Genomic DNA, 18,862 nt, shown 5'->3' with positions numbered 1-18,862 from the left:
GCGCCGGCCGGGCGGGCATTAGCCCTTGTTGCTGTCGATATAGTCGATCGCGTCCTTGACGGTCGTGATCTTCTCAGCGGCATCGTCGGGAATCTCCACCCCGAACTCTTCCTCGAACGCCATGACCAGCTCGACGATGTCGAGGCTGTCGGCACCGAGATCGTCGATGAAGCTCGCCTCTTCGGTCACCTTTTCGGCGTCGACGCCGAGGTGCTCGACAACGATCTTCTTTACGCGATCGGCGGTCTCGCTCATGTGGACATTCCTTCCTTTTTGTATCGAATTTCGTGGTTGCCCTAGCCGCGCCGCGCGGCTTGGGCAAGTGTTCCTCGACGGCGTAACGAGCTTACCCTAGAGCGCGTTCCGATGGTCAGTTCCCGTGCCCTGACAGACGGAGAAATCGCCCTCGCTCGGTCGATGTTCGGGGATTCCATCGATTATGGGCGCGTTCGCATGGTCCGCCGCAAATGGTGGCCCTTCCAACCGCGCGGGATCGTCATGGCGCCGACCGGCAACATTCATTTTCATCCTGGCGATCCGCGCTGGTCAGACGATTTTTCGAAGGAACCGCTGTCCTCCCAGGGCCTCTTCATCCACGAGATGACCCACGTTTGGCAGACGCAGAAGCGCGGACGCTTCTACCTGCCGCTGATGCGCCACCCATTCTGCCGTTACGCTTATCAGCTTCGTGAAGGCTGGTCGTTCGACCGCTATGGACTGGAGCAGCAGGCGGAAATCGTGCGCCACGCCTTCCTCTCGCGAAACGGCGCTCGGCTCGCCGCATCGCCGCCCGAAGCGCTGCTGCCCTTCGTTTGAACTCTAGAGTGCGGCCTTGAGCGCAGCCTCGACAGCCGCCCAGTCAGCACCTTCAACGCGCTTGCCGTTGACGAAGAAGGTCGGCGTGCCCTTGACGCCATGGCGCTCCTGCGCGGCATTGGTCATGTCGACTAGACGCTTGGCGGCAGCCGGGTCGGCTAGGCATTTGTCGGCTGCAGCCGGACTAATCCCCTTGGTGGCTGCGATCGCCTTGAAGCCGCCGACCTCCGCCATTGCCGCAAGCTTCTTGTCGTCCGGCAACCCGTCGACCGCCTCCAGACGTTCGCGCGGAGTCTTGCGGATCCGATCGATCCAACTGTCCTGCGTCGCGAAGAAGGTTTCCGCCGCCGGGAAGAAGCGGTTCGCCCCGCCGCAGCGAGCGATGACCGACGCGCTGAGATCATATCCGTTGAGTATGTAGTTACGAAATTCGAAGCGAACCTTGCCGGTTCGGACATAGTTCGCGGTCAGCGGCTTCAATCCCGTCGCCGCGAAATGCCGGCAATGCGGGCAAGTTAGGGATCCATATTCGACCAACGTGACCTTGGCCTTTGGATTGCCCATGACGAAGCCCCCGTCAGTCGAGGCGGCGGTTCGCTTGGTCCAGTCCACGGCAGGCTGCGCGATGGCGGCGGCCGATATCAGCGCAGTCGCGCCGAGCAATGCGATACTCTTCATGCCACGATCCCTGTATTTCGCTGGACTGGCGGCTAATCAGTCAAACCTGAACAGCGGCTGTCGGTTCAGTCGGGCTTGCGCGCCACTCCGACCAGCGCCGGACGAAGAAGCCGGTCCTTCATCTTGTACCCCGCCTGCATCTCCTCGACGACGGTGCCGGGCTCGGCCTCGTGCGGGATTTCAATCATGGCCTGGTGATGATGAGGATCGAGCGGAAGGCCCTTGGCCGCGACCTTCTCGACGCCATGACGGGCGAAGGCAGATTCGAGCTCGCGGGCGGTCGCCTCGATCCCGGCGAGGAAGTTCGCCGCCGTCTGGTCAGCGCGCAATTCATCGCTCACTGCCGCGAGCGCGCGGTCGAGATGATCCTTGATGGCCAGCATGTCGCGGGCGAATCCGGCCGCCGCGTAGGAGCGGGTATCGGCCATTTCCTTTTCCATCCGGCGACGGACGTTCTGAAGCTCGGCGGCGGCATAAAGCGCCTTGGAATTGGCCTCTTCCAGAAGGCGTTCCAGCTCGGTCACACGGTCGTGCTCGGCCAGTTCCGGGGCATCGGCTGCCGTCTCTGCGCGGATGTCTTCGGCTTCGTCGTGCAGCTTGTCGTTTTCTTCGGTCATTGCATCCATCTTGTGAGGGCCTGCGCGGTGAAATCCACCATGGGGACCACGCGGGCATAGTTCAACCGTGTCGGGCCTATCACACCGACGACTCCAACCACCCGATCCGCACCATCACGATACGGCGCGGCGATGACGCTCGACCCTGACAACGCGAACATCCGGTTTTCGCTGCCGATGAAAATCCGGCAGCCATCGGCTTCGCGTGCCTTTTCCAGCAACCGGGCGATTTCCTGCCGGTCCTCGAGTTCGTCGAGCAACTGCCGGACCCGTTCGAGGTCGGCGGCGGCGGCTTCGTCCAGCAGATTGGCCTGGCCGCGAACGATCAGCACCGGGCGTTGCATGGCGTCCCGGCTCCATTGCGCGAGGCCGGAAGCGACAAGCTCGCCCGCGGCGCGATCGACCGCCTCGCGGCTGTCGGCGATTTCCTTGCGGAGCCGTCCTTCGGCTTCGGCGAGCGTCAGGCCTACGAGACGCGCATTGACGTAGTTCGCCACTTCGGCAAGCGCGGCAGTGCTTGCCCCCGGCCCTAAGTTGACGACCCGGTTTTCGACATTGCCGTCCATTCCAACCAGCACTGCGAGAGCGCGATTGGAATCGAGCGGGACGAAGCCGAGCTGCTTCAGCCGCATTTCCTGCTTCGGAGTGAGGACGACGCCCGCGCAGGCACTGAGCCCGCTAAGGGCGGACGTCGCCGCAGACAGGGCGTCCTCGATCGTCCCCGTGCGCTGCATTTCTTTTTCGATCGCCAAGCGCTCGGCAGCGCCGGGAAGGCTGGTCTGCATGATTCCATCGACGAACAGGCGGAGTCCGCTTTCCGTCGGCATCCGCCCGGCGGAGGTGTGCGGATGGGTGAGCAGGCCAAGCTCTTCCAGTTCTTGCATTACGCCGCGGATCGAGGCCGGCGACAGGCTAATGCTCGGCGCGATCGCCTTCGATCCCACAGGTATGCCGCGCTCGAGATAGGCGTCGACGACCAGGCCAAAAACCTGGCGCATCCGGTCGGTCAACTCTGGGATCGGCGCGTTCATCGCAAGCCCATCTAGGATTGCCTTGCGTCACGGTCTAGGGAGCCCGCAAACTCAAGGAGATATGCATGCGCCCCAGCGGACGCGCCCCCGACCAGATGCGCGAGCTCACATTCGAGCCCGGATTCACCCGTCATGCCGAAGGCAGCTGCCTCGTCAGCTTCGGCCATACCCGCGTCCTCGTCACCGCCTCGGTGGAAGACAAGGTTCCGCCATTTCTTCGCGGAAAGGGCCAGGGTTGGGTCACTGCCGAATATGGCATGCTTCCCCGAGCCACCCATACGCGTGGAAACCGCGAGGCCGCCAAGGGCAAGCAGTCGGGACGTACCCAAGAGATCCAGCGGTTGATCGGCCGAAGCTTGCGCGCCGTCGTTGACCTGAAGAAACTCGGCGAACGACAGATCGTCGTCGACTGCGACGTCATTCAGGCCGATGGCGGAACCCGCACCGCCGCGATCAGCGGCGCCTGGGTCGCCCTTCGAATCGCCGTCGACAAGCTGCTCGAACAGAAGAAAATCGATGCGGACCCCATCGAGACCCAAGTTGCCGCCGTCTCCAGCGGCTTTCACGCCGGGCAGGCCGTCCTCGATCTCGACTACGATGAAGATTCAACCGCCGGCTGCGACGGCAACTTCGTGCTGACCGGCGACGGCAACATCGTCGAGGCGCAGTTGACCGCAGAAGGCGAATGTTTCGACGAGGAAGGCCTGCTCCGCCTGCTTCGCCTTGCGCGGATAGGCTGCACGGACATCTTCCGCGAGCAGTTGAAGGCGACCGGGCGGTGAAAATCATCGGGCCGAAGCTGGTCGTCGCGACTCACAATTCCGGCAAGCTGCGCGAAATCCGCGATTTGCTTGCCCCCCACGGGATTGAATGCGTCGGTGCGGCGGAACTCGACCTCCCCGAGCCCGAGGAAACAGGCAACACCTTCGTTGACAATGCCGAGTTGAAGGCGCGAGCAGCTGCCGATCTCAGCGGTCTTCCGGCGCTGAGCGACGACAGCGGCCTTAGTGTCGATGCCCTCCACGGCATGCCGGGAATTTTCTCCGCCAGATGGGCAGAAGATGAGGCCGGCAATCGCGATTTCACCCGCGCGATGGAGCGGGTCTGGCGTGAAGTCGAGGAAGCTGGTCCCGAGGCCGGGCACGATGCTCACTTCACCTGCGCACTTTCGATTGCCTGGCCGGACGGTGACATCGAAAGCTTCGAAGGCAAGGTCCACGGGACGATCGTCTGGCCGCCGCGCGGCGACAAGGGCTTCGGCTACGACCCGATTTTCGTCGCAACCGGGATGGACAAGACTTTTGCCGAGATCGATCCGGCCGAAAAGCATGCGATCAGCCACCGCGCCCAGGCGTTCAGGAAGCTGGTCGCCGCGCTCGGGTGACTGACCTCGCCCTCTACGTCCATTGGCCGTTCTGCGTCAGCAAATGCCCTTATTGCGACTTCAACAGCCATGTCCGCGAGTCGATCGATCAGGACGAATGGCGCGAAGCGTTGCTGGCCGATCTCGCTCATGAAGCGGCTCTTCTGCCCAACCGCCACCTGACCAGCATCTTCTTCGGCGGCGGCACACCGTCGCTGATGGAGCCGGCAACTGCTGAGGCAATAATCCGCGCCGCGACGGACGCTTGGACTCTCGCCGGCGACATCGAGATCACGCTCGAGGCCAATCCCAACAGCGCAGAAGCGGCGCGTTTTGCCGATCTTGCGGCCGCGGGCGTCAACCGCATCAGCCTCGGCCTGCAGAGCTTCGATGACGACAAGCTCGCCTTCCTCGGCCGCGCCCACAGCGCCGACGAGGGGCAGCTTGCGCTCGCCGCTGCGCAGGCGGCCGTGTCACGTGTCAGCTTCGACCTTATCTATGCCCTACCCGGAGACGATGAGCCCGGCTGGGCCCGCGACCTTGACCGCGCTCTGTCCCTCGGGACCGAGCATCTTTCGCTCTACCAGTTGACCATCGAGCCCGGCACACGCTTTGCTTCCGACGTCGCCAAGCATCGCTTCGAGCCGCTCGACGCTGATCGATCAGCGGCATTGTTCGAAATGACTCAGCAGCGCACCGCGGCTGCCGGCATCCCGGCCTACGAAATCTCCAACCATGCCCGTCCAGGCGCGGAGAGTCGCCACAATCTCACCTACTGGCGTTACGGCGATTACGCCGGCATCGGTCCCGGCGCCCACGGACGGCGCCTAGGAATGCGCACCGTGCGCCATAAGAAGCCCGAGAATTTCGTCCGCGCGGTTGCGCGCAACGGCAGCGGCCTTGTCGAGGAAGAGCGGTTGACCGCCGAGGAAGCGGCGCATGAGGCCCTGGTTATGGGACTTCGCCTTGCCGAGGGAGTCGACACGGCGGCCCTCGCCCGCCGCTTCGGCCGCAGGATAATCGACGAGCGCGCTGCCGCCATGCTTGAAAGCCACGGCCTGCTGCGGCGGGAAGGCGACCGAATCTGCACGACCGAGTCTGGTCGCTTGCTCCTCGACTCGATCCTTGCTGAAATTGCGGCCTAGTTACCGAAGCTCGCCGCTGCCGGTGAGACCACGGCTGTGCCCGCCGCGGTGACCTGCCGAACTTCTAGCGCGCGCTCCACGACCCCGTCGCTTCCGAACCGGAACACTCCATCGACTCCAGCGAAACCATCGCGGTCAGTCAGCATACGCATCGGGAATGGCCGACCGGTCGGCCAGCTGCGCGCTGCGCGCGCCACCAGCAACATCGCGTCATAGCCGAAGCTTCCGAGCCGATAAGGTGTCTTTCCGTACCGCGCCTTGTAACGCGTCACGAGTTGCTGAAACCGCGCCTCGGGCGGAGCGGCATAGAGCGCCCCGCGCAGACGCGGCGTCCTACCAAGCGTTCGGTCATTCGCCCAAAGCTCAGTTCCGAGCAGCGTCGGCCCGGCCTCGACCGCCGGTGCCAATGCCGTGACCATCGTTCCGCCGTCGCCAATAAGCACCGCGTCGAAAGTGCCCCGCCTGTTGAGTGTCGCGGCCGCACCGCGCGCTGCCAACGGCGTCCGGTTGTACGTCTCCAGCCCGACCATTTGGCCGCCGGCTGCGCGGACGGAGGCCTGCATCGCCTGCGCCGCCCGCTGGCCATAGAGGCCGCTCGGCACCAGAGCCCCGAATCGCGCTGCGCCCTTGCCGCGCACATGGCGAACGACCCGGTCGATCGCCCCAGCAGGGGTCACGCCCATGATGTAGACGCCGTTGCCGGCGACGCTTGCATCGTTCGAGAAAGCGATGACCGGCACCTTCGCTCGGCGCGCCACCGGCGCAAGCGCTCGCACATCCTCCGCCAGCAACGGCCCTAGGATCAGGTCCGCGCCCGCTGCGATCGCTCGTTCCGCCGCCGTGGCGGCGCCGATCCCGTTACTGTCGTAGGTTGTCAGTCGAAGATTGCCGGCCTTGGTGTCGAAGAGGGCGAGATTGGCCGCGTTCGAGATCGACGTTCCAACGCCGCCATCCGCCCCGTTAGGGGCAGGATCAGCGCCACCTGATGCCGGGCGGACTCAGGAATTTCACTCGGCTCGACCGGTCCTTCCGGCCCAGCCGGGCGAACCGGGCCGCGAGTCTGGCAGGCGGAGAGCGCAAGAACGGAAGCGCCCAAGGTGGCGATAAAAATGCGCCGCGCTTGCCGATTGTCGAGGGAAAGTGCCATGTATCGGTCCTGCAAATGTCCTCCCCCCTTTCGCCCGGCCTCTATATCGTCGCGACCCCGATCGGCAATCTTTCCGACCTGAGCCCGCGCGCCGCCGAAACGCTCTGCAACGCAGCTCTGATCCTCGCCGAAGACAAAAGGGTCAGTGCAAAGCTTCTCGCCCATGCTGGGTCCAAGGCGCCGATGCAGGCCTATCACGACCACAGTGACGAGGGGCTTCGCGATTCGGTACTGGCCCGCCTCGGCGGCGAGGCGGTGGCGCTGATTAGCGATGCCGGGACGCCGCTTATCTCCGATCCCGGCTACAAGCTCGTTCGTGCGGCTCGCGCCGCCGGCTATGCGGTACACACCGTCCCCGGACCATGCGCAGCCATCGCTGCGCTCACGCTTGCTGGTCTGCCTACCGACCGCTTCTTGTTCGCCGGCTTCCTTCCGGCCAAGGCCAAGGCCCGCGCCGATGCAATCGCCGAGCTTGCGCGCATCCGTGCTAGCCTCGTCTTCTACGAGAGCGGCCCACGGCTCGCGGAAAGCCTCGCGGCGCTTCGCGAGGGCCTCGGCAAGCGCGACGGCGCTGTGGTTCGCGAGATCTCCAAACTCCACGAGGAAACGGTGATCGGGACGCTCGCCCAGCTCGCTGAGCGATACGCGGATAACCCGCCCAGAGGCGAGATCGTCATTGTCGTCGGCCCGCCCGCCCAGCCCGAAGCGCCCAGCGACGACGCACTCGATTTTGCCCTGCGCGAGGCGATGGCCGATCAAAGCGTCTCTCGCGCTGCCGCCGATGTTGCTACCCGGCTGGGCGTCCCACGCAAGCGCGCTTACGCTCGCGCGCTAGAGCTTGGAGACGAGAGCTGAACGGGCTGCTCGATGAGAAGCGCGGGAGGCGCGCGGAATCGCTTGTGGCCTGGTGGCCGCGCTTTCGCGTCGACGCCTTATCCATCTTCCCTGACCGCTGGCCGCACCATCTGTCCAATGTCCGGCGGGGATGACAAAGACCCGCCCCTCCACTAGTCGGCTCCAGCCATGAGCCTCACTGTCGCCGTCCAAATGGATCCGCTGGATACCATCAACATCGAAGGGGATTCGACCTTTGCGTTGATGCTGTCGGCGCAGGCGCGCGGCCACCGGCTGTATCATTATGCGGCAGAGGATCTGAGTTGGGTCGACGAACGGCTGTGGACGATGGCGCGTCCCGTCGAGGTTCAGCGCAAGGCCGGCGATCATTACCGCTTCGGCGAGCACGAAATCATCGATCTCGGCCGAGACACCGATGTCGTGCTGATGCGCCAGGACCCGCCGTTCGACCTTGGCTACATCACCGCCACCCATCTGCTCGAGCGAATCCGGGCGAGACCCTGGTCGTCAACGATCCCGCCAGCGTCCGCAACGCGCCGGAAAAGGTCTGGGTGCTGGATTACGCCCGCTTCATGCCGCCAACCGCGATCACCCGTTCCGTCGGCGTCGCGCGCAAGTTCCTCGCCGAGCATGGCGAAATCGTCGTCAAGCCGCTTCACGGCAACGGCGGCAAAGCCGTCTTTAAAGTCGGTAGCGACGGGGCCAACCTCGCCTCGCTGTTCGAGATGTTCAACATGGCCTGGCGCGAGCCGCACATGATCCAGGCTTTCCTTCCTTCCGTAGCCGAAGGCGACAAAAGGATCGTTCTGGTCGATGGCGAGGTTGCGGGAGCAATCAATCGCGTCCCCGGCGAAGGGGAGTTCCGCTCCAACCTCGCAGTCGGCGGCAAGGCCGCGCAAACCGAACTTACGCCGCGAGAACAAGAGATTTGCGACGCGCTCAAGCCCGAGCTTAAGCGCCGCGGCCTGCTGTTCGTCGGGATCGACGTCATCGGCGGCGAATGGCTGACGGAAATCAACGTCACGTCACCGACCGGCATTGTCGCCATCGACAGGTTCAACGGGACCGACACTGCCGGGCTGATCTGGGACGCGATCGAGGCCAGGGCCGGCGGCGGGAACGCCTGAGCAATGGCAGACTGGGTCGTCCGCCTGATCGAGCAGACAGGCTATCTCGGGGTCGCGTTCCTGATGTTCCTCGAGACTATTTTTCCTCCAATCCCGTCGGAAGTGATCATGCCCGTTGCTGGAGTCGCAGCGGGTCAGGGAAACATGAATTTCGCTGCGGTTGTCGCCTGCGGAACCGCCGGAGCGATGCTTGGCAACATCACCTGGTATCTCGCTGCCCGGGCGCTCGGCATCGAGAGGCTTCATCCATTGATCGACAGGCACGGCCACTGGATAACGATCACCTGGCCTGAGGTGCAGAGGGCGGAAGTCTGGTTCCGCGACCACGGCACCTTCTTCGTCTTCCTCGGTCGGATGCTTCCCACGGTCCGCTCGCTGGTCTCGGTTCCCGCCGGCCTGCTGAGGATGCGCTTCAAGACCTTTTTCATTGCATCGACCCTCGGCACCGCCGGATGGACTGCGCTCCTTGCCGGTGCAGGTTACAAGCTCGGCGAAAATTATCGCGATATCGACAGCATTATCGGTCCGGCCTCCAACGCGATCCTTGCCGTGCTCGCGCTCGGCTATCTCTGGCGCGTCTGGACCCATCGCCGGCGTCGACGCGACTGATCCATAATGGATGGAAGGGTAAGGCCCCTTTCATCGGCCGACTGGCATTGCGCTGACATCGCGAGGCGGTGGTCAGTCCCCACGGATCGCCGCCTCGCAACCGTCACATCCCGGCCGCTCGTCGACGTCACAAAGCCTTTCGGCGACGTTTGCGACGCTCGTCGAAACTGCCCCCTCTAACTTAACGAAAGTTACATGACAGGGTTAAGCCCGATGCGCGAAAAGCCTTTCCGTCCCCTTGGGGCAGAAAGGAAGGTCGGTCATGAAATTCCGCAAGATTCTCGCTTTCGGCGCCGCGGTCGCGGTCACTACCGGAGGGGTCGTCACGCTGGCTTCCCCCGCCTCTGCGGAGCAGGTCGTGATTCACGCCACGGAAATTCCAACCCGGCTCGTTCACTTCGCCGATCTCGACCTGGCGAACCGCGATGGCCAGCGGGTTCTCAAACGCCGCGTGAGTACTGCCGTATATGCGGTGTGCGACGGCTCCGAGAGCTATGCGACGTTCCAGTCGGACGGCTTCTGCCGGACCGCCGCATGGGCGAAGGCCACACCCCAGATCGAAGCGGCCATCCAGCGCGCCCAGTTGATGGCTGAGAACAACATCAAGGATACCGGCGTTCAGGCGATTGCAATCTCCCTCTGACAAATCGCCTGTCGCTGCGGCGGGAGGAGGCGGCTCCGATTTCGGGGCCGCCTTCTTACTTTTCAGGCTGCTTTTACTTTAAGCTCGTTGGCGGTGCTCCTGCCCCGTCGTCGGGACGAGACCTTCCGAAACCAAAAGGAATAGACTGCCAGAAGCCCGAGCATCCCCAGTCCAAGGCCGGAGAGTGACACCAGCAATTTCCAGGCAAGGCCCCAATCTTGCCGCTGTGGACCGGGTAGAGTTTCTCGATAACCAAGTCCCCTGTCGGACCCCTTAGTGGGTTGTCGGTCCGAAGCAGCGTGCCGGTCGCATCAAAATAGAGCGTCGTCCGTCCGTTCGGAGTCCATTCGGATGGCTGCCGCAGGCGCACCGAATAAGCAGTGCCGGGCTTCGAAGGGATGGTCAGCCGGCGGATCATGGATTCCGGGAATTGCGCTTTTGCGCTGGTCAACATTTGCCCAATCGCTGCGGGTTCGGTGGAGACTACTTCCTCGACTTTCGGCGCGGGCGACGTCCTAGTTCCGCCGAGAATAGCACGGGCCGCGTCCTGATAGAGCATTCCGATCCCCGTCAGCATCGAGATGAGCAGCAACGGCGCGATGAGGATCCCGAGGTCGCGATGATGGCGGACGATGGGCCCCGGCTGGAATCGCCGCGGCCATAGGCGGAACTCATAGGCACGCCGACTTCGCCACCACAGGATCACCCCGGTGACGACGAACAGCAACCCGGCAAGACCTGCGATCCCGGTGATCGTCTCTCCGGTTTCGCCAGCGAACAGGTGATGATGGAAGTCGAACAGCCAGAATTCGGGCCGCTCCCACATGCTTGACCAGGACACGGAAATGCTGCCGTCCTGTCGGAAATACGCGCCCGCGCCGCCCGGATAGGCCGCATGATGAAGGCCGATTTCCTCGCTCGCGAAAGTGATCCGGGTGGCACCGGCAGCAATCGCCCTTTCGCTCACTTCGGCCAGGACATCCACACGCTCAATAACGGGGTCACCGGAGCCGGGAAGGTTTATCCACTCCCCTTCCCAGACCAGTGCCGCTCCGGACAGACCGATCAACGCCAGAAGCAGGCCAATGATTCCACCGGCCCAGCGATGGAGGAAGGAAAGCGTTTTCATCACGACTAGAAGCTGCTCGTCAGGCCGAACGTGATCGTTCGGCCGCGTCCGGCGAAGAACAGCATGTCGTTGGCTCGGCCCGCCAAGGTGGTCGGCTCCTGCGTATCGCTGAAGTAAGTCGTATGCTGTTTGTCGAAGATATTGGCCGCGCTCAGCGACAGGCGATGCGCGCCGACCCGATAGCCGACAGCGGCGTCGAACAGGGTATAGCCGCCAAAGTCGTTGACCGCCGGCTGCCCGTCGAATTTTCGCTCGAAATAGCTGCGCATTGCCACGCGTGCATCCCACCGCGACGCCCGATAGTCGGCGTGAAGGTTCAGCCGGTCGGGCGAGATGTTCGCGCCGTCGAGATCGGCATCCAGGTCACCATCCTGATTGGTGTCGGTGCGCCCTTTCAAGGCAGCGTAGGCGCCGCCCAGCGTCAATCCGGGCAGCGGCGTCCTCCACTCGGCATTGACCTCCAGGCCCTCGATTTCGATTGGCTGGCGTAGGACGCTGAAGATGCCGTCCGCGCCGCGAAGCAACAGCGACCCCAACTTGCTCTTCGACCAGAAATAGGTTGCGCTGGCCTGTAATGCGCCGCGCTTCCATTCGACCCCGACTTCGCGATTATTCGAAACGACCGGTTTCAGATCGAGGTAGTTCTCGACCTCGACTCCGTCGGTGCTGATTCCACGCAGAATCCGCCCAACGTCGGCGATTGTATAACCTTCGGCATAGCTGGCGTAGGCACGAAGCCCGGCAATGGGCTCGGCGACGATTCCGCCATTGACCAGCACGTCGTCGAACGTGGGCTTGCCGCCGACCACGTCGCGCGAGCCGTAAAAGGCCAGAGTGGTAAAGTCCGGCACGTCGAGTTCAACATTCTCGTAGCGCAGACCGCCGACGAGCCGCAGTCTGCCGTCGATCAGCTTCAAGTTGCCCTGAAGGAATGGCGCGATGCTTCGGAATGTCGTCTCGGGAACCCATTCGCGGCCGGTCTGAGCCAGTGTCTGGGCAGTACGGTCAGACAAGGCATCGAGCCCCGCGGTCATCGTCAGCGCTTCGAGACCCGGAACGAAACGCTCGTAAGTAAGCTTTCCGCCGATCTTGCGCGATTTGTTGACCGACTGATCGAACAGCTTCCCGCTTGGGTCGATCGCCGGGTCCTGGAAAGTCGCAAACGTGCCGCCGCCGAAGATGTCGCGCGTCCGGCTGAAGAACAGCTGCGCGGTCAATGCGCCGCCGGCCAGCGCCTCCTCGGTGAATGACAATGACAGGAGCTCGGCCCTGTTCGACGGCGCGTCGCCCAAGATGTCGCCTTTAACCGTCGTTGCCGGGGTATCGGTATTCCTGTTGCCCGATACCGTCAGGTAATTGCCGTTGCCCTCTAACGAAAAGCGGTTTGCCACAACCTCGACGCGAGCGGTTGGGCTAATCTGGTATCCGAATCGTCCGAATAGCGACCAGCTGTCGCTGTCCTGGATTTCACCCTGAGTCCCATCGACCCCGATCCGATTGCCGTCGCCGTCCAGGAAGGCGCCACGGCGCTCGATGGCGGTTCCCGCGACCACGTCGAACGCGCCGCTTCGATAGCCCGCCGCGCCGGCGATCTTCCCGCCCATGTTGGAGCCGTGAAGGCCATCCTGCACTGTCCCCTGCACCAACGTCTGCGCCGTCCATCCGTCTTGCCGAGGGGCTTCCAGCGTAACCTGGTTGACCACGCCGCCCGTCGCCCCAATCCCCTGGAGAGCGTTCGAGCCGTAGATTACCTCGACGCGGTCAATGAAAAAGGGATCGATCGTATAGCCGTCGCGCGAGCCGTCGCGGATCGGCGTCGACTGCGGAACATTGTTGATGGCATAGAGCGGCGAGCGGCCGCGCAAGGTCTCACCCGATCCGCTGAGCTTCTCCCGAGTTGGCGAAAAGCTAGGCATCCGCGCGGAAAGCGCGTCGATCACCGATCCCGACACCGCCACCTGTCTTTCCAGCTCCTCGCCGCTCAGGACATCCACGGTTAGCGGAAGCGCTGTCGCCGGGAGCCGCGTCCGGGCGCCGGTGATGACGATCGCATGATCGTCCACGGATTTGGCATCGGCGGCGGTCTGCGAATCGCTCTTGGCTACGCCCCCTTCCGCCTCGACGACGGACTGGGCGGCAAGCGATGACGTGGAAAACAGCAGGATGGCAAACGGCGTGAGACGCAACGAAACAGACATCGAAACTCCTTGTTTGGAGCTCCGCTATTTTAGTTGCGAATGATTATCAATAGCTGATTTCTTAGGCCCTGGGATGGGCGTGCCGATAGATATCCAGCAGCTGCGCCGCATCGACCTGCGTATAGATCTGGGTCGATGACAGGCTGGCATGGCCGAGTAGTTCCTGAAGCGATCGCAAGTCCGCCCCTCCGGCCAGCAGGTGCGTCGCAAAGCTATGGCGAAGCGCGTGGGGGGTCAGGCTATCAGGGAGCCCTAGCCTTTTTCGCGCCGAACGAACTGCCCGGCGAACGAGATCGGCATTGAGCGGGCCGCCGCGCGCTCCGACGAACAGAGGCATCTCGCCCACCAGCGGATAAGGGCAAAGCGCCGCATATTCGCCGATCGCTTGGCGAACCGCGTCGACCACCGGCACGACCCGGGATTTGCCGCGCTTTCCAGTCACGCGGAGCGCCCGGCCAATCGGCAGCGCATTGGCCTTTAGCGACATGGCCTCAGCGATACGAAGGCCTGATCCATAGAGCAGCAGAAGGATTGCCGTATCGCGCGCGCCGATCCAGGCTTCTCGACCCTCTCCGGCCTCTTCGGCAAGCGCCATCGCATCTTCCGGGCTGGCAGGGCGCGGTAAGGTCCGTGGCCGCTTCGGCGCACGCGTTCGCGGAAGTTGCGCGACATTGCCGATATCTTCGGCGACAAAAGTCAGGAATGCGCGAACGGCTGACATTTCCCGGGCGGCGGATGAAGGAGCAAGCCCCGCGGCGCGCCGATCCGCAAGAAATGCTCGCAAATCGGCCGCCTGGACGCCCAGGAGCCCGAACCGCCCGATCTCCTCACCGCGATAGCCTTCGAGGAAATGGACGAAGCGATGAGCGGTCGCGACATAGGCGCGAACAGTATGTGGAGATCGGCGACGCTCGTCGGCGAGGTGGCCATGCCAGCGTGCCGCAAGAGCTCGCGCCGGATGATGATCGCTTTCCGCGCGCGAACTCTCGGCTATGACCGAGGCTGGGCGCCCTCGATCTTCTGGCTCGTCTCGATCATCCACCGGCGCATCATAGCCGCGAGGGCGTCGCCGAGGAACTCAAGTAATTGCGTGCCATGCGAGGCGCCCGGATCGACCTCGGAGTATTGACCGAGCAGCAGCAGGCCGCTTGGAAATTTGTTGCCTCCGCCGATCGGCACGAGCGCCTCCGCCTGGACGATCGACGCATCTGCGCCGAATAGCGCGTGGCCGCGTCGCACAGTGCGCATGATCGCACCGCTCATTCCCTTTCGGGCACGTTCGCAAATCGCTGGATCGAGGTGGGCAACGCCATCGCGGTCGATGCGGAAACCTTCCTTGCCGACGGTAAGCGCGAGCACCGCGCAATCGACCCCAAGGAGAACGGGCCATTCGGCAACCACTCCACGGCACATCGACTCGAATGCGTCGGCTGAAAGCGCCTGGAGGACGGCGCAGTGTATCGACTCAACGGCTTCGGAATGTCCCCGCGCGAACGCGAGCAAGTCGGCACGGGCCGACTCCGCCGCGCGAAGCCGCGCCACGGTGTGCTGCTCGAAGGAAATCAGTTGTCCCACGTCGGCCACAATAAAGCCGCAGGGTTAAGAATTAGGCTATGCGCTGCCCGGTCGATTCCCAGTCCTTGGTGAACGCGGCCAAGCCCGAATCCGTCAGCGGATGCTTGAACAACTGCCAGATCACCGATGGCGGCGCGGTCATCACGTCGGCGCCAAGCTTTGCCGCTTCGAGCACGTGAATGGGATGGCGGATGCTCGCCGCCAGGATCTCCGTCGGAAAATCGTAATTGTCGTAGATGATCCGGATGTCAGCGATCAGTTCGATACCCGGTTGGCCGATGTCGTCGAGGCGCCCGAGGAATGGGGAAATAAACGCCGCGCCTGCCTTGGCTGCGAGAAGCGCCTGGTTGGCAGAAAAGCAGAGCGTGACATTGACCATGGTGCCGTCACCGGACAGCGCCTTGCATGTGCGAAGGCCATCGGGGGTCAGGGGCACCTTCACGGCGACGTTCTTCGCAATTTTTCGAAGCACCTCGGCTTCTCGCATCATCCCGTCATAATCTTGCGCCACGACCTCCGCAGAGACCGGACCGGGCACTATGCTTGCCACTTCCCGAACCACGTCAAGAAAGTCCTTGCCCGATTTCTTGACCAGCGACGGGTTGGTCGTCACCCCGTCCAGAAGACCGCTTTCGGCGAGCTTGCGGATGTCATCGATCTCTGCGGTATCGGCGAAAAACTTCATGAGCCCGGGCTGTCCTTACGTTTTCGGAGAGATTTGCGTGATGATAGCGGGTGCGGCTTAATAGGGCAAAAGGGGCGCTGCCGATGACCGACCATGTCGAGGTGACCAACGAAGCGGGCGTGCTTTCGCTCCGCCTCAACCGGCCCGAGCGGCGAAATGCCATCACAGTCGCCATGTACGCCGCGCTTGCCGATGCCGTCGAACACGCCGCGGAGAATTCCGCCGTCCGGGTCATCGTCATAACGGGTGCTGGCGAAGATTTCACGGCCGGCAACGATCTCGCCGACTTTCTACAGGAGTTGCCGTCGCCCGGTACCGATACCGACATCCCCGTGTGGCGATTCCTTCGGGCGATGGCGAAGAATCAGGTGCCGACGATCGCGGCGGTTCGGGGCAATGCGGTTGGTATCGGTACAACCATGCTCCTCCATTGCGACCTGGTCCTTGTCGAGGAAGGCGCACGGCTCGTCATGCCGTTCGTCGATCTGGGATTGGTGCCGGAGGCGGCAAGCAGCCTGATCCTGCCGCGACTGGCCGGGCGCCGAGCCGCCGCACGTCATCTGCTTCTCGGCGAGCCGATTAGCGCTGAGCAGGCGCTCGACATTGGCATCGCCAGTCATTTGGTCCCCAAGGGCGAGCTTGCGGTGGCGCTTGACGACATCGTGAAGCGGTTACGCGCTAAGCCGGCCGAGGCCCTGCGCCAGACGCAGAGGCTCCTGCGCCGCGAAGTGACAGACGAAATACTTGGCCGGATGGACTTGGAAAACGGACATTTCGCCGAGCGGCTGTCGTCCGATGAGGTGAAGCAGGCGATCGCGGCCTTTTTCGCCGCGCGCGCCCGCAGCGCTTAAGCTTCGGCCGGGGCTACCCAGACGCGCTTCGACCGCGTCACGTTGATTGTGGGGCCTGGGACGATCAGCAAATCAGTTTGCTGCGTATAGGTCACTTCCAAATCGAGAAAGTTTGCGCCCAAATCCACACCTGCGACCGGGTCCTTGATGGTAAAGCTTCCCGGGCCAATCCCGTAAACAGCATCCGAAATTTTCGTTTTGATCGCGTCATCCGTCGGCTGCGGATAGAGCGTGGCCAACCGCGCGCCTTCGCCGAGGCCGTGATTGATTCCCGACATCGCCCGGAAAACCAGCCCAAGCTGGACGATCATCCACATCATCATGATGAGAATTGGCAGCGCGAAAGCCATTTCGATGACGGCAGCGCCGCGATCGTCGAAGCGCCTCAACTTGAAAAGCTTCTTCATTGCGTCCGCATCCCTGCCTTGGCGCTGATGTGATAGGTGCCATCGGACTCGAGGCCCGAGAACTTGAACAACTGCATCGCGAACAAGGGCTCGTATTGGTCGTTGACGGTGACCGTCACCCATTTCGCTGTCTGCTGGGTCTCCAGGCATTCGCCTTCCGGATCGTCCTGAACGGTCCCATCACACTCCAGGCGATAAGTGACGGTAACGTTCTCGACCGGTACGTCGGCCTGGTGCGCCGCCTCGGCGATGATGGTATCTTCAGCCGTTCCATTGCCGGTCGTCTGCATGATCTTCTCGATCGCACGTTGCGAGGCCTGCTCCAGCTTGAGCTTGGTTGCGAAGCCATTTGACATATCGACCACTCCGATAGTCAACAGAGCCAGGACCGGCGCGACGATGGCGAGTTCGATGATCGCGGCGCCGCGATCGTCGCGGCGCAGGCTGGATAGCTTGCGCATCATGCCACGAGCCTCACGCGGAACGCCTCGATGTCCTTGATGCCCTTGTCCGCGCAGTCGGCAGTAAACTGGTTTACCGCGGTCGAATTATTGCCCGTAAAGACGATCCGGCGGACAACGAACTGTGTGCACTGCGCGGCGGCGGTTCCCCGCCGTTGTAGGTCAACTGCTGATTTGGGAAATACAGCGCGCCGATGACCCGCTGTGACGAGTTGCCGTTGATCTTATTGGGGCTCGATGAGGTGATGTTGCCGCCACCAACGGTTTTGTCGGTTGCGCGGCGATCCTGGTAGATCGCAATCCCCGAATAAGTGCCCGAGTCTGGAGCCTCGATGTCCAGGGTCGCACCAGCCTGCATGTCGAACGAGCCGATCGTCGCGGTTGGCGAAGTATCGCGGTTGGTGAGGACGATTGTCACACCATCCTGGGCAATCAAGGCACCGTGCAAAAGGACGCCGCCACCGCTGATGTAGTAGATGCCCGGGTTGAGCGTAATCGTCTCGCCGGACGCCACGCTGATCGAGCTGTAGCACCCCGGATTGAAGGTCATCGTCGTCGGCTTGGTCTTGCCGCCACCGTTCGGGATTGCGATCGCCGGAAGTGAGCCCGTGCCGCATTTGTCGGCCACGTCGCTGGGGTCCGGATTGACGTCCGCATATGGATCGTCGAGCGCTGGCGCGTACGGGTCATATCGGCCGACATGCCAGTTCGCCGACTGGGCAATACCGCCCGCTGCAGCGATCGCCGTCGCCCAGATCTCAGCACTCCCTTGGCCAGCCGCAGCGTTGTTCGAGATGGAGTTCGTGATCCAGGCACAGTCGGTATTGACGTTCGCATTACCACTGCCCTGGATGCCGGTCTTGTTGCCCTTTTCCAGGCTTACGACGCAATATTTGTCGCCGCCCGGGACCGTCGCGGCGGTCGCCGACGTCTTGATGACGGGGGCGTTGGTCATGAACATGGAGCTGAACGACAGCGGCCGCTGCACTGCCAGCTCGACCGTCACCTGGTCGGTGAATTTTAGGGCCGTATTGTCGGCTGGAAAACTGATCTTGGGGTAACCGGAAACGAGTGCCACCTTGTCCTTCAGGCTGTTGTTGAGGTCGAGGTCATGCTCGACAGCGTCCTCAGTACCCGTGGTCGCTCCGTCGTTGTGATAGCGATCATACACGCCTGCGATCGCCGCGGAATCGGCGGCGCGCTGAAGCTGGCGCTTCCACAGCGCCCATTGGATGGTGTCAGTCGCAAGACCCGCCGAGCCAAGCAAAAGAGGAAGCGCAGCAGCCGCAATGATCAGCGAATTGCCGCGTTTGTCTTCCCAGATTTCGCGGAAAATGTTGCGCATTTGGACCCCACTCGTGAGATTGGTTGGCGCAAGTCCTACGCAATCAAGGTGAGCGAAACGTTCAGCGGCGTGGTTGACGAATGGCTAACCACGTTACAGCGATAGCCTTGCCGCCTCTCCGTATTATATCTATAATACACCGGAAAGGCTTGCGCGGCTGGGCCGGCGCGTTCAGGCTGG

21 protein-coding genes and 1 pseudogene are annotated in these 18,862 nt (G+C 62.9%); 9 read left to right on the top strand and 13 right to left on the bottom strand.

Going from position 1 to position 18,862, the window contains the following annotated elements:
- Positions 1 to 18: 18 nt before the first annotated feature.
- Positions 19 to 255, bottom strand: a complete 237-nt coding sequence (locus tag G7076_RS03390) for an acyl carrier protein (protein ID WP_166200430.1) — start codon at positions 253 to 255, stop codon at positions 19 to 21.
- A 111-nt stretch (positions 256 to 366) separates the two neighbouring features.
- On the opposite strand from G7076_RS03390, the gene G7076_RS03385 reads away from it, so the two are divergent.
- The gene (locus tag G7076_RS03385; RefSeq protein WP_166200428.1) at positions 367 to 816 is read left to right on the top strand and encodes a vgr related protein; all 450 of its coding nucleotides are present in this window, start codon (positions 367 to 369) and stop codon (positions 814 to 816) included.
- 3 nt (positions 817 to 819) lie between these two features.
- Here the strand turns inward: G7076_RS03385 and G7076_RS03380 are convergent, their stop codons facing one another.
- From G7076_RS03380 to hrcA, 3 genes are all read right to left on the bottom strand, one after another.
- Entirely contained in the window at positions 820 to 1,494 is a 675-nt protein-coding gene (locus G7076_RS03380; protein WP_166200426.1) for a thioredoxin domain-containing protein, read from the bottom strand.
- A gap of 65 nt (positions 1,495 to 1,559) precedes the next feature.
- Entirely contained in the window at positions 1,560 to 2,111 is a 552-nt protein-coding gene (gene grpE / locus G7076_RS03375) for a nucleotide exchange factor GrpE (RefSeq protein WP_166200424.1), read from the bottom strand.
- Positions 2,108 to 3,142 (bottom strand): heat-inducible transcriptional repressor HrcA, encoded by a 1,035-nt coding sequence (hrcA, locus tag G7076_RS03370; protein WP_166200422.1) that lies wholly within the window; start codon positions 3,140 to 3,142, stop codon positions 2,108 to 2,110. The genes grpE and hrcA overlap by 4 nt, the downstream gene beginning before the upstream one ends.
- 65 nt (positions 3,143 to 3,207) lie before the next feature.
- Here hrcA and rph point away from each other — a divergent pair, with 65 nt between their 5' ends.
- From rph to hemW, 3 genes are read left to right on the top strand one after another with little or no spacing between them, the layout of a single operon-like run.
- Positions 3,208 to 3,924 (top strand): ribonuclease PH, encoded by a 717-nt coding sequence (rph, locus tag G7076_RS03365; protein ID WP_166200420.1) that lies wholly within the window; start codon positions 3,208 to 3,210, stop codon positions 3,922 to 3,924.
- Positions 3,921 to 4,526: an RdgB/HAM1 family non-canonical purine NTP pyrophosphatase gene (gene rdgB / locus G7076_RS03360; RefSeq protein ID WP_240913858.1), complete on the top strand. Its 606-nt coding sequence runs from the start codon at positions 3,921 to 3,923 to the stop codon at positions 4,524 to 4,526. The genes rph and rdgB overlap by 4 nt, the downstream gene beginning before the upstream one ends.
- Positions 4,523 to 5,650 (top strand): radical SAM family heme chaperone HemW, encoded by a 1,128-nt coding sequence (gene hemW, locus G7076_RS03355; protein WP_166200416.1) that lies wholly within the window; start codon positions 4,523 to 4,525, stop codon positions 5,648 to 5,650. Before rdgB ends, hemW begins: the two co-directional genes overlap by 4 nt.
- Here hemW and G7076_RS03350 read toward each other — a convergent pair.
- Positions 5,647 to 6,582: a penicillin-binding protein activator gene (locus G7076_RS03350; protein ID WP_166203319.1), complete on the bottom strand. Its 936-nt coding sequence runs from the start codon at positions 6,580 to 6,582 to the stop codon at positions 5,647 to 5,649. The genes hemW and G7076_RS03350 overlap by 4 nt on opposite strands.
- Before the next feature lie 230 nt (positions 6,583 to 6,812).
- Between G7076_RS03350 and rsmI the strand changes: the two genes are divergently transcribed.
- The 4 genes and pseudogenes from rsmI to G7076_RS03330 all read left to right on the top strand — a co-directional run bounded on the left by rsmI (position 6,813) and on the right by G7076_RS03330 (position 10,031).
- The gene (rsmI, locus tag G7076_RS03345; protein ID WP_166200414.1) at positions 6,813 to 7,652 is read left to right on the top strand and encodes a 16S rRNA (cytidine(1402)-2'-O)-methyltransferase; all 840 of its coding nucleotides are present in this window, start codon (positions 6,813 to 6,815) and stop codon (positions 7,650 to 7,652) included.
- 168 nt (positions 7,653 to 7,820) lie between these two features.
- Positions 7,821 to 8,779: pseudogene (gene gshB, locus G7076_RS03340) on the top strand (glutathione synthase).
- A gap of 3 nt (positions 8,780 to 8,782) precedes the next feature.
- A complete protein-coding gene (locus tag G7076_RS03335) occupies positions 8,783 to 9,388 on the top strand; it encodes a DedA family protein (protein WP_166200412.1) in 606 nt (201 codons plus the stop codon).
- Positions 9,389 to 9,650: 262 nt separating this feature from the next.
- Complete coding sequence (locus G7076_RS03330; protein WP_166200410.1) at positions 9,651 to 10,031, top strand: UrcA family protein; 381 nt, start codon at positions 9,651 to 9,653, stop codon at positions 10,029 to 10,031.
- A 73-nt stretch (positions 10,032 to 10,104) separates the two neighbouring features.
- On the opposite strand, the gene G7076_RS03325 is transcribed toward G7076_RS03330, so the two are convergent.
- The 5 genes from G7076_RS03325 to fsa all read right to left on the bottom strand — a co-directional run bounded on the left by G7076_RS03325 (position 10,105) and on the right by fsa (position 15,618).
- Entirely contained in the window at positions 10,105 to 11,160 is a 1,056-nt protein-coding gene (locus tag G7076_RS03325) for a PepSY-associated TM helix domain-containing protein (RefSeq protein WP_240913948.1), read from the bottom strand.
- A gap of 5 nt (positions 11,161 to 11,165) precedes the next feature.
- On the bottom strand, positions 11,166 to 13,358 hold the full coding sequence (locus tag G7076_RS03320) for a TonB-dependent receptor (RefSeq protein WP_166200406.1): 2,193 nt from the start codon (positions 13,356 to 13,358) through the stop codon (positions 11,166 to 11,168).
- Between the two features lie 61 nt (positions 13,359 to 13,419).
- Positions 13,420 to 14,352, bottom strand: a complete 933-nt coding sequence (locus G7076_RS03315) for a tyrosine recombinase XerC (protein WP_166203317.1) — start codon at positions 14,350 to 14,352, stop codon at positions 13,420 to 13,422.
- Complete coding sequence (locus tag G7076_RS03310; RefSeq protein ID WP_166200404.1) at positions 14,349 to 14,942, bottom strand: DUF484 family protein; 594 nt, start codon at positions 14,940 to 14,942, stop codon at positions 14,349 to 14,351. Before G7076_RS03310 ends, G7076_RS03315 begins: the two co-directional genes overlap by 4 nt.
- 22 nt (positions 14,943 to 14,964) lie before the next feature.
- Positions 14,965 to 15,618, bottom strand: coding sequence for a fructose-6-phosphate aldolase (fsa, locus tag G7076_RS03305; RefSeq protein WP_166200402.1), 654 nt, complete (start codon positions 15,616 to 15,618; stop codon positions 14,965 to 14,967).
- An 83-nt stretch (positions 15,619 to 15,701) separates the two neighbouring features.
- Between fsa and G7076_RS03300 the strand changes: the two genes are divergently transcribed.
- The gene (locus G7076_RS03300) at positions 15,702 to 16,469 is read left to right on the top strand and encodes an enoyl-CoA hydratase (RefSeq protein ID WP_166200400.1); all 768 of its coding nucleotides are present in this window, start codon (positions 15,702 to 15,704) and stop codon (positions 16,467 to 16,469) included.
- Here the strand turns inward: G7076_RS03300 and G7076_RS03295 are convergent.
- The 3 genes from G7076_RS03295 to G7076_RS03285 form a co-directional block, all read right to left on the bottom strand.
- Positions 16,466 to 16,876 carry a TadE/TadG family type IV pilus assembly protein gene (locus G7076_RS03295; protein WP_166200398.1) on the bottom strand — a complete coding sequence of 137 codons (411 nt, stop codon included), beginning with the start codon at positions 16,874 to 16,876 and terminating at the stop codon, positions 16,466 to 16,468. The genes G7076_RS03300 and G7076_RS03295 overlap by 4 nt on opposite strands.
- Positions 16,873 to 17,340: a TadE/TadG family type IV pilus assembly protein gene (locus tag G7076_RS03290; RefSeq protein ID WP_166200396.1), complete on the bottom strand. Its 468-nt coding sequence runs from the start codon at positions 17,338 to 17,340 to the stop codon at positions 16,873 to 16,875. Before G7076_RS03290 ends, G7076_RS03295 begins: the two co-directional genes overlap by 4 nt.
- A 70-nt stretch (positions 17,341 to 17,410) precedes the next feature.
- Positions 17,411 to 18,682 carry a Tad domain-containing protein gene (locus G7076_RS03285; RefSeq protein ID WP_166200394.1) on the bottom strand — a complete coding sequence of 424 codons (1,272 nt, stop codon included), beginning with the start codon at positions 18,680 to 18,682 and terminating at the stop codon, positions 17,411 to 17,413.
- Positions 18,683 to 18,862: the final 180 nt, after the last annotated feature.

Origin of the sequence: Sphingomonas sp. HDW15A (assembly GCF_011301715.1) — a bacterium.
In the GTDB taxonomy this organism is placed as follows: Bacteria; Pseudomonadota; Alphaproteobacteria; order Sphingomonadales; family Sphingomonadaceae; genus Sphingomicrobium.
The sequence above is the reverse complement of the archived record's forward strand: the minus strand, read 5'-3'. Positions and strand labels throughout refer to the sequence as shown.